Annotated in this window: 4 protein-coding genes and 2 pseudogenes; 1 reads left to right on the top strand and 5 read right to left on the bottom strand. The window is 39.5% G+C overall.

Features of this window, described 5'->3' with window-relative positions; genetic code table 11:
* Nucleotides 1-123 precede the first annotated feature (123 nt).
* Nucleotides 124-651 (bottom strand): hypothetical protein, encoded by a 528-nt coding sequence (locus tag ACTQ50_RS19405; RefSeq protein ID WP_441485532.1) that lies wholly within the window; start codon nucleotides 649-651, stop codon nucleotides 124-126.
* Nucleotides 652-699: 48 nt separating this feature from the next.
* On the opposite strand from ACTQ50_RS19405, the pseudogene ACTQ50_RS19410 reads away from it, so the two are divergent.
* Nucleotides 700-1,092, top strand: a pseudogene (locus ACTQ50_RS19410) (ParA family protein); the annotation flags it as partial.
* 9 nt (nucleotides 1,093-1,101) lie between these two features.
* Here the strand turns inward: ACTQ50_RS19410 and ACTQ50_RS19415 are convergent.
* From ACTQ50_RS19415 to ACTQ50_RS19430, 4 genes and pseudogenes are all read right to left on the bottom strand, one after another.
* Nucleotides 1,102-1,530 (bottom strand): annotated as a pseudogene (locus ACTQ50_RS19415) (Arm DNA-binding domain-containing protein); the annotation flags it as partial.
* A 2-nt stretch (nucleotides 1,531-1,532) separates the two neighbouring features.
* Nucleotides 1,533-1,730: a DNA-binding protein gene (locus ACTQ50_RS19420; protein WP_115623697.1), complete on the bottom strand. Its 198-nt coding sequence runs from the start codon at nucleotides 1,728-1,730 to the stop codon at nucleotides 1,533-1,535.
* Entirely contained in the window at nucleotides 1,727-1,945 is a 219-nt protein-coding gene (locus ACTQ50_RS19425) for a hypothetical protein (RefSeq protein WP_115623698.1), read from the bottom strand. The genes ACTQ50_RS19420 and ACTQ50_RS19425 overlap by 4 nt, the downstream gene beginning before the upstream one ends.
* The gene (locus ACTQ50_RS19430; protein ID WP_087315811.1) at nucleotides 1,938-2,165 is read right to left on the bottom strand and encodes a MarR family transcriptional regulator; all 228 of its coding nucleotides are present in this window, start codon (nucleotides 2,163-2,165) and stop codon (nucleotides 1,938-1,940) included. Before ACTQ50_RS19430 ends, ACTQ50_RS19425 begins: the two co-directional genes overlap by 8 nt.
* Nucleotides 2,166-2,513 lie beyond the last annotated feature (348 nt).

The following is a 2,513-nucleotide window of genomic DNA, read 5'->3' on the forward strand; positions in this document are numbered from 1 at the left end:
GGATAACCAAACAAAGGAATGTCCAAAATCAGGGATATCACTTTTGTGTAGGTGTCTAAAAAATAGGCACTACACTAATTCAAAATGTCCTTGACAAGGGATACAGTTTAAAGTATATTTCCTTCATTTCACAATTTCATTCCATTCAACCCCATTTTCATCTGTCCATGTATCTACTCCATCAAAAATAAAAATAGCATTTACACGATCCATATATCTGCCATCTACCAACTTATAAACTGTGGTCTCATCACCTTTAAGGTTGACGATTTCTGCCACATCGGGACCGGGATATGTATCAGTCTGAGTGTCATCTGCAATTTCTGAATTATTGGCTAGACTGTTTGCATTATCTGAATTATTAATATCAGATGTTGTTGATTGCGTATCTGTTGATTCTGTATCCAACGGTTCAGCACTATCTTCCGGAAGTTGAACTACATCTATAATTGTTTCTACAGGAGAATCACTCCACGGGTACCCTGTATCATCGCAACCAGCCGAAACAAGTAATTCCTCTGCGTCTGAACCAAGAAGCTGTTGGTAAGCTTCATAGACACTTGATAGTTTTCTCGAAAAATTAACTTGTTCATCATTTCCTTTTTCAGACATCCATTCAACAACTTCCCTTTTTATTTCCTCTGTTCCCATACTTGTTCCTACGCCCCAATTTAATAAATGAGATGCCACTCTTATAGAAGTCTTGGCTATCACAATCCGGATGAGTTGAATGTAACACTGGCTACAATTCTTATGAAAATTGTAAATGAGGAAACATTTGACGATTCTCTGGGTATTCTTCGCCACGAAGAGGGGATTGATTTACTTCCGGCAAATATTGAACTTGCTGGAATGGAAGTGTCATTGGTGAATTTTATGAGCAGGGAACTGGTACTCCGGCAGTATATTGATCAGGTGAAAGGTCTGTACGATTATGTATTAATCGACTGTATGCCATCCCTGGGAATGCTCACCATCAATGCACTTGCATGTGCGGATGCGGTACTTATTCCGGTTCAGGCAGCCTATCTTCCCGTAAAAGGATTAGAGGACCTGATCCGGACAATCGGTAAGGTGCGAAGACAGCTGAACAGAGGACTTATCTTTCAGATTGTAATACCGCACAGCATAATTAAAAATTGCACCCAGCTGGCAGTTGATCGTTTTCAGATATGTCTCAGAATAATTCTGCTTCAACAACTCGTTCTGCCAGTTTCTGATATCTGCAACTGTAATCTCACTTAAGACCTTATGCTCAAAATATGGCTTGATTTTCAAATCAATGATATAACGTTTTGTGTACATGGTATTTTCACGCAGGCGGACTTCCATATCTTTGTAATATAGCTCAAGGAAATTACCAAACTCGATCTCAACACTCTGCGTCTGCTGCTGAAGGAAATCCCTCTCCCACTCTTTTGCTTCTCCCTTGGTCCGAAAGCCACGTTTCTGTTTTCTCTTCCGGTTTCCCTGCCAGTCCTTGTAATACACCTGTACTTTCCAGTTTTTTCCTTCTTTATATACTCCCATTGCTATTCCTCCACTTTCATGCCATAAATCTTCTCGGCAAGAAATTTCGTTGATATCTTTCCGGGAATAACCAGAAATCCTCTTTCTTTCAGTTCCTCGTTGTAGCCTTTCATGATTTTATATGCAAAGGCTTTCGATACTCCCAATACTGCACAAACATCATCTACGTTCATATACATTTTTTCCTGTGTCATACTCATATTGCTTTTTCCTCCGATAAATACTGTTCTACATGTTCCAGACCATAAATCTTGTCCTCAACATAACGAGTGGGCACCCGTCCTAAAATCACATAATAATTTTTATTTGCCAGGTCAGCGTTCATCCGTTCCACTACCCTGTAAGCAAAAGAGACCGAGATATCAAATACTTCCGCTACGTCTTCCACTGACAAATACATCTTTCTTTTACGCATGGAACCATTCCACTCCCTTCTCCTGCGGGATCTGACAGACATCCTCAATCCCGTAAAAACGTTCCACAAAATACTTGGTCGGAACCTTTCCTTTAAGAACCAGATACCCTTTCTTTTCCAGTTCGCTGTTCAAATTTGCAATGATCTCATAAGCAGAGGTTGTAGATACCTCCAAAAGTTCACATACATCTGCTGCTTTTAAAAATAATTTGTTCTGCATAATCAGTACCTCCTTTGTGTTCTGAAAGTTTTCCCTTCATGTACACCGGACTGGCGGGAGGATTTTCGGACACATTTTTCCGAAATTTTGCAAATTTTCCACAGGTAAAATTTCCTTACAAATTCAAAAGCAATAAAAAAACAGCCTGCCATGATGAAAACTACTTCATCAAAACAAACTGTTCTATAAAAATTCCCCGATATTCTCTTCTGGAAATGCAATGATATTCCGGAAAACCGTAAATGGTGAATAACCAGTCAACTTCCTTGCGTCTCCAAAAGATGAGATAATGGTGTGAAAAGTGTAAAAAGTGTGTTTCACACTTTTCACGAAAAACACCACAGGAGG

This window comes from Blautia sp. Sow4_E7, from assembly GCF_052116245.1.
Classification (GTDB): domain Bacteria; phylum Bacillota; class Clostridia; order Lachnospirales; family Lachnospiraceae; genus Blautia_A.